A 6,204-nucleotide genomic window follows, 5' to 3' on the forward strand; every position below is an offset into this window, starting at 1 on the left:
TGGTGCATCGGCTGTGCAGCGGGCAGGTCTGGCATCCGTTCACCCAGTAGCGCCGCACATGAACGCCGCGCTCTTCGCGGGTGCTGCGATAGGTCAGCTCCTCACCGGCAGGGCAGATGTAGACATCGCGCTCGGCGTCGTAGGTGAAGTCGGCCTTCACATACATCCCTTTGGCCGCGTTGCCCGACGTGGCCGGGCGCGGCACGGTCGTGGTGATCCCGGCCTCTTGGCAGGCCAGGATCTCGGGACCGCTGAAATAGCCCTTGTCGGCGATGGCATGCAGTTCATCGCGCCCGAGCGCCTCCTTGGCGGCGACCGCCATCGGGCTAAGTTGACTGCGGTCGAAACCCTGGTTGGTGACCTCGTGAGCGACGATCAGGTGGGTCTCAGTATCGACGGCGCTCTGGACGTTGTAACCGACCATGCCGCTGTGCCTGGCGCTGGTCGCCATGGCGCGGGCATCAGGAACTGTCAGGGAAATCTGTCCGTCCGGCGCTTCGGCCAAGGCCTTGTCCATCGCCTTCAGCCGGGCGATTTCTTGCCGGATGCGGCCGCAGCGGTGGCCGAGGTGCTGCACCCGCTCGGTCCGCGCCTCACCTTCCTCCTGACGGTCGATGCGCACCATCTTGTCGATGCAGCGTTCGACATCGCCCTCCAGATGCGCCAGCCGACTGGCGGTCTTGCCTTTGGTAAAGTTCCTGTCATTCGGCCGCTCTCTCGGACCAATGGCGTTCGCGGCCTCATTGTTCACCGCCTTGAACTTGGCTTGCCGTCGATGGCAACGCAGTCGCCCTTCAGCACGCCGATCCGACGGCACAGCTCGACGAATTGCGCGCAGGTCTTGCGGACGGCATCGCCGTTCGTGCGCCGGAACTCCGCGATCGTCTTGTGGTCGGGCACAAGCCGCCCCGTCAGCCACATCACCTCGACATTGCGCCCGGCCTCGCGCTCGAGCCGCCGGCTGGAGGGGATGCGGTTCAGGTAGCCGTAGATGAAGAGCTTCAGCAGCGTGGCCGGATGATAACCCGGCCGCCCCGTCCTTGCAGCCATGGCGCGGTTGAACCCGAGGCCAAACAGATCAAGCTCATCGACAAACAAATCAACAACGCGGACAAGGTCATCCTCACCGATGCAATCGTCGAGCCGATCAGGGAACAGCAACCTCTGGCTGCGCTGCACACCTTCGATGAAACCGGTCATGGGCTGCCCTCCCAATGTCAGGAAAGCATACCATGTCGTCGGGTTTTGACACAGGCTCGGCCCATAGCTGGCGGTCACCCCGCGTCAGTTGCAGCCTCGCATTTTCTCCAGACCGGACATTCGTGCTGTTAGCAGCGAACAACAGGATGCAGCGGTCGCTAGGCCGTAGGCACCGTCCCTCCATCGATCACATATTCCGTGCCGCTGATCGAAGCGGCACGGTCGGACGCCAGAAAAGCGATCAGGTTCGCGATCTCGTCCGGTGTCGACGGTCGACCGATGGGGATGCCGCCGAGGCTGTCCATGATGATCCGGCGGCCTCCGTCGATGTCCGTGCCTGCCTCGGCGGCCACGCGTTCGGTCAGTCGGACCGAGGCCTCGGTCTCGATCCAGCCGGGCGCCACGCGGACCACGCGCACGCCCTTGGGTGAGACCTCCTTGGCCAGGCTCTTGCTGTAGACCGACAGCGCGGCCTTGGCCGCGGCATAGGCGGTGGTCGCCTCGGGCAGCGGCAGGCGGGCCTGGATCGAGGTGACATGGACCACTACCCCTGCGCCCTGCGCGATCATGGCGGGCACCAGCGCCCGATCCAGCCGCAGGGCGGGCAGCAGGTTCAAAGCCAGCTCAGCCTGCCATTCCGCATCGCCCAAGGCCGCGAAGCCGCCGCCGGGGGCGGAGGAGCCGCCCAGCATGTGGACGATGATGTCAACGCCGCCCATCCGGTCATGCACAGCCTTGGCGACGGTGTCACACCCCTCGGGAGTGGTCAGATCGGCGGCGACGAACAGCGCGTCCGGCAGGTCGACAGGCTTGCGCGCCGTGGTCAGAACCTGCGCGCCCAGGTCGCGGAACAGCGCCACGGTGGCCGCACCCGCGCCCTGCGTGCCGCCGGTGATCAGGGCGCGCTTGCCCTTCAGCGTCAGGAAATCCGACATCACCCGATCCCCAGATCGGTGATGTGGTCACCGGCAAGACCGAAGGTAAAGGTCAGCACCGCAGGGCTGCCGGGGAAATCTCCGGTCACGGTCGCCCGGACGACAGTCCTTCCTGCCGTGTCGGTCACGTCGATCGGCCGTGCGTGGTGGCGATATTTGGCCTTGGCGGCCAACCACCACGCGCGGATCGCCTGCGGGCCCCGATGGTCGTGGCCCTCGTCATGGACGATGGCATTCGGGGCAAAAGCCGCAGCAAGGGCGTCGCCGTCCTGCGGCGCGCGGGCGGTGAAGTAGGTCTGGATGGGGCGGGGCAGCTGCATGGATCGGTCCTTTCGCTTCTGATCCCATCAACATAGCGCTGGACCGGCATGCTGATAACCGGGATAAATCGGCATCTGACGATGACAGGATCGGGACGATGGACCATGGGTTGAAAGCGCTGGAGGCGGTTCTGGCCATCGCGCGGCGCGGATCGTTCCGGGCGGCGGCGCTGGATCTGGGCATGTCGACCACCGCGTTGTCGCACAGCATCGCACGGCTGGAGGCCAGCCTTGGCGTGCGCCTCTTCAACCGCACCACGCGCAGCGTGTCGCTGAGCGATGCCGGGCGCGCCTTCGTCGATCGCATCGCCCCCGCCGTGGCCGAGATCCGCAGCGCGATGGAGGTGGTGCAGTCGCATCGCCAGACGCCCTCGGGGCTGTTGCGGATCAACGCCTCGGTCCAAGCGGGACGAGAGATTGCGCCGCTGGTCATGGCGTTCCTGCGCCGATACCCCGACATGCACGTGGATCTGGTGACCGAAGGCCGTCTGGTCGACATCGTGGCCGAGGGGTTCGATCTGGGCCTCCGCCCCGCCGATCTGGTGCCCCGTAACATGATCGCGCTGCCCTTGGGAAAACCGCAGCGCTATGCCGTTGTGGCCTCTCCGGACTGGGTCGCGGCGAATGGCCTGCCTCTGACCCCGGCAGACCTGCCGCTGAAGGATTGCCTTCGTGTGCGATTGCCGAACGGCGCGCTGTTCCGCTGGACCTTCGAGCGTGACGGAGAGGCGGTCCAGATCGAGGCGCAGGGCCGCCTGACCCTGGACGAAGCCGCCATCGCGCGCACAGCCGTCCTGGACGGCGTCGGCATCGGGTTCTTCATCGAGCAGGACGTGGCGGATGACATCGCCGCAGGGCGGCTGACCCGCTTGCTGGTCAACTGGACTCCGCCCCGCCCGGGGTTCAGCCTATACTACCCCGGCAGGCGCAACCCATCAGCGGGATTTGCGGCGTTCCTCGCCATGGCAAGAGAAGCGGCTGCCCGAGCTGCGACGATCGGCAGATGAGCCAGAGAACGGCCCGAGGACGAAGCCGCTCCGTGGCATTGGCGCTTTTGGCTGATGGGGTGAGTTACCCGTAACCGCGATCATTTTGCGATCTGGCTGTCCTGCCTGACGATTGAGGCCTTCTCAATCATCAGACAAGAGGCTTCCATGACAGAGGAGAGAATTAGCCCGCTTCGTCAGCGGATGATCGAAGACATGCGCATTCGTGGGATGGGCGACAAGGGGCAGAAGTCGCACATCCGGGCGATCAAGGATTTCACGGCCTTCCTGGGGCGATCACCCACACGACGATGCCGGAGGATCTGCGTGGCTATTAGCTGCACATGACCGACACCGGGGTCACCCCGTCGACATTCAACACGCGTATCGTGGCACTGCGCTTCTTTTTCGGCATGACCTGCGGGCGGGAGGAGATGAAGCGCTACATGCAATTCCGCACCGAGCCGCGCAAGCTGCCTGTGGTCTTCAGCGTCGAGGAAGTGTCCGACATTCTGATGGCAGCGCCCGGGCCGGGGCTGAAGTATCGCGCAGCCCTCAGCATTTCCTATGGGGCCGGGCTCAGGGCCGCCGAGGTCTGCAACCTCAAGATCGGCGACATCGACAGCGACCGGATGCTGATCCATGTGGAACTGGGCAAGGGTCAGAAGGACCGCAAGGTGATGCTGTCGCCCGGCTTGCTGGAGTTGCTGCGTGCCTGGTGGCGCGAGGCACGGCCAGAGGGCTGGCTGTTTCCCGGCAAGCCCAGGATCAACCCGATCTCACCAAGACAGCTGAACCGCGCCTTCACCTCGGCCAGGCACATGGCCGGGGTCAAAAAGCCTGCGACCTTGCACACGTTGCGGCACAGCTTTGCCACCCACCTTCTGGAGGCCAACACGGACGTGCGGGTAATCCAGGTGCTGCTGGGCCACGCCAAGCTGACGACCACCGCCCGATATACCCACGTGGCCACCAAGACGATCCGCGACACCGTCAGTCCCTACGAGATGCTGGCCGATTTACAGGATCAGACGGTGAAGCGAAGCCTGGAGTGACCTGGCACCGGGGTGTCCCGGTCAGAGCTGGAGATCGCTGACATCGTCCGTGTCCATGGTCCTGCGTGGCGGCAGGCCAATGCGGGGCATGTCAGCCTCTCCCAGCTCAAGGTGATGTCGGCTATCGAGGCCTGCCGAACCGAGGCGCTCGGCGGGCATGTAGCAGGCTGTGCCAAATGCGGCCATCATCACATCAGCTACAATTCCTGCAAAAACAAGCACTGCCCGAAGTGCCAAGGACCGGCGGCGCGCGACTGGATGGAGGCGCGTGCCGAGGATCTTCTGCCCGTGGAATATTTCCACGTCGTCTTCACTCTGCCGGCCGAGATCGCGCAGATCTCCTACTGGAACAAGCGGGCGGTCTACGGGCTGCTGTTCAAGGCTTCGGCGGAAACGGTGATGACCATCGCGGCCGATCCCAAGCGCATGGGCGCGCGGGTGGGCATGACCAGCGTTTTGCACAGCTGGGGAACGGCGCTGACACATCATCCGCACATCCACATGATCGTCCCGGGCGGCCGCCTGTCGCCGGATGGCGCCAGCTGGGTTGCCTGCCGCCCCGGGTTCTTCCCGCACGTGCGGGTTCTGTCGCGGCTGTTCCGACGCCTGTTCCTGAACGGGCTGAAGGATCTGCACCGGACTGGTCAGCTGGCATTCTTCGGCGATCTGGCCGTGCTAGCCGATGCTGACACCTTCGCGCAGTGGCTCGCGCCGTTCCGCAAATCCGGATGGGTTGTTGATGCGAAACCGCCCTTCGGCGGCCCCGAGACCGTGCTGGCCTACCTCAGCCGCTACACCCACCGCGTCGCCATCTCCAATACCCGCCTGATCAGCGCGGACGCCGAGACCGTCGCGTTCCGATGGAAGGATTACCGCATCAAGTCCGGCGACCGGCAAAAGATCATGCGGCTGGCGACGCCCGAGTTCATCCGCCGCTTCCTGATCCACGTTCTGCCTGACGGGTTTCACCGTATCCGGCATTATGGCGTGCTGGCCAACTCGGTTCGCAAGGCCAACATCACGAAGATCCGCAGCTTGCTCCGCGTCCAGAAGCCTGAACAGCCCCCTGCGCCAGAACCACAAGCCGAGATCGCACCACTCACCCTGCGCGAACCATGTCCCTGCTGCGGCAGCCCAATGCGCATCGTCGAAATCTTCCGGCGCGGGCAAAAGCCGTCATCACGAGCACCTCCGAGGGACCAAGCCGCATGACACACCGCCTGTCAGATGCCAGACAACACCACCGGCTGCACCCCGCAGACCCGGCCAAGCCCGTAGGCGCATATCGCTCCTCAGTGCGAAAACCGACGGCAGGAAGGGCAATATGCACAGCAACGCCGGTATATTCGGCCGCATCAGTGACCGTCTCAGCCGTCATGCGCACCTTGAGCCGAACCCCTGACACAGGCGCCGCCCCAACCGTCTGCACTCTTTCCCCATAGGATGATCCAAGACCCCCGCGGTTTCCTCCTTGGGAGGTTTTCCAACGCGGGTCGTGGCCGCGCAAGTGAGCACCGTTCCGCCCCGACCCCCGTCAGAAAACCTTCACCATACCTTCACCATCGCGGACAATTGTTGGCAATCGCAACGGCATTGTTTCAGAACTGGGCGTTGAAGCGGGGCTCCCGCTTACCCCATTAAGCTCATTCCACGCGCTCGATTTCGGGGGTGCCGAGTGCGTTGATGCGGTTCATGAGCGCGACGCGGA

The 6,204-nt window shown here is 64.7% G+C and carries 4 protein-coding genes and 2 pseudogenes; 3 read left to right on the forward strand and 3 right to left on the reverse strand.

The annotated features are described in order from the left end of the window. The 3 genes and pseudogenes from FA740_RS18900 to FA740_RS18910 all read right to left on the reverse strand — a co-directional run. Nucleotides 1–1,200 (reverse strand): annotated as a pseudogene (locus FA740_RS18900) (IS1182 family transposase); the annotation flags it as partial. 158 nt (nucleotides 1,201–1,358) lie between these two features. Further along, nucleotides 1,359–2,135, reverse strand: coding sequence for an SDR family oxidoreductase (locus tag FA740_RS18905; protein ID WP_136858353.1), 777 nt, complete (start codon nucleotides 2,133–2,135; stop codon nucleotides 1,359–1,361). Continuing rightward, a complete protein-coding gene (locus FA740_RS18910; protein ID WP_136858354.1) occupies nucleotides 2,135–2,455 on the reverse strand; it encodes a nuclear transport factor 2 family protein in 321 nt (106 codons plus the stop codon). The genes FA740_RS18905 and FA740_RS18910 overlap by 1 nt, the downstream gene beginning before the upstream one ends. A 98-nt stretch (nucleotides 2,456–2,553) precedes the next feature. Here FA740_RS18910 and FA740_RS18915 point away from each other — a divergent pair, with 98 nt between their 5' ends. From FA740_RS18915 to FA740_RS18925, 3 genes and pseudogenes are all read left to right on the forward strand, one after another. Then, entirely contained in the window at nucleotides 2,554–3,462 is a 909-nt protein-coding gene (locus FA740_RS18915; RefSeq protein ID WP_136858355.1) for a LysR family transcriptional regulator, read from the forward strand. A gap of 147 nt (nucleotides 3,463–3,609) precedes the next feature. Next, a pseudogene (locus FA740_RS18920) lies at nucleotides 3,610–4,496 on the forward strand (tyrosine-type recombinase/integrase). Nucleotides 4,497–4,508: 12 nt separating this feature from the next. Then, on the forward strand, nucleotides 4,509–5,708 hold the full coding sequence (locus tag FA740_RS18925) for an IS91 family transposase (RefSeq protein WP_136858356.1): 1,200 nt from the start codon (nucleotides 4,509–4,511) through the stop codon (nucleotides 5,706–5,708). The last annotated feature ends 496 nt before the right edge of the window (nucleotides 5,709–6,204 follow it).

This window comes from Paracoccus hibiscisoli, assembly GCF_005048265.1.
In the GTDB taxonomy this organism is placed as follows: Bacteria; Pseudomonadota; Alphaproteobacteria; order Rhodobacterales; family Rhodobacteraceae; genus Paracoccus; species Paracoccus hibiscisoli.

Coding starts and splice junctions, on each gene's coding strand:
- FA740_RS18905 (WP_136858353.1), bottom strand. CDS start 2,135: ATGTCGGATTTCCTGACGCTGAAGGGCAAGCGCGCCCTGATCACCGGC.
- FA740_RS18910 (WP_136858354.1), bottom strand. CDS start 2,455: ATGCAGCTGCCCCGCCCCATCCAGACCTACTTCACCGCCCGCGCGCCG.
- FA740_RS18915 (WP_136858355.1), top strand. CDS start 2,554: ATGGACCATGGGTTGAAAGCGCTGGAGGCGGTTCTGGCCATCGCGCGG.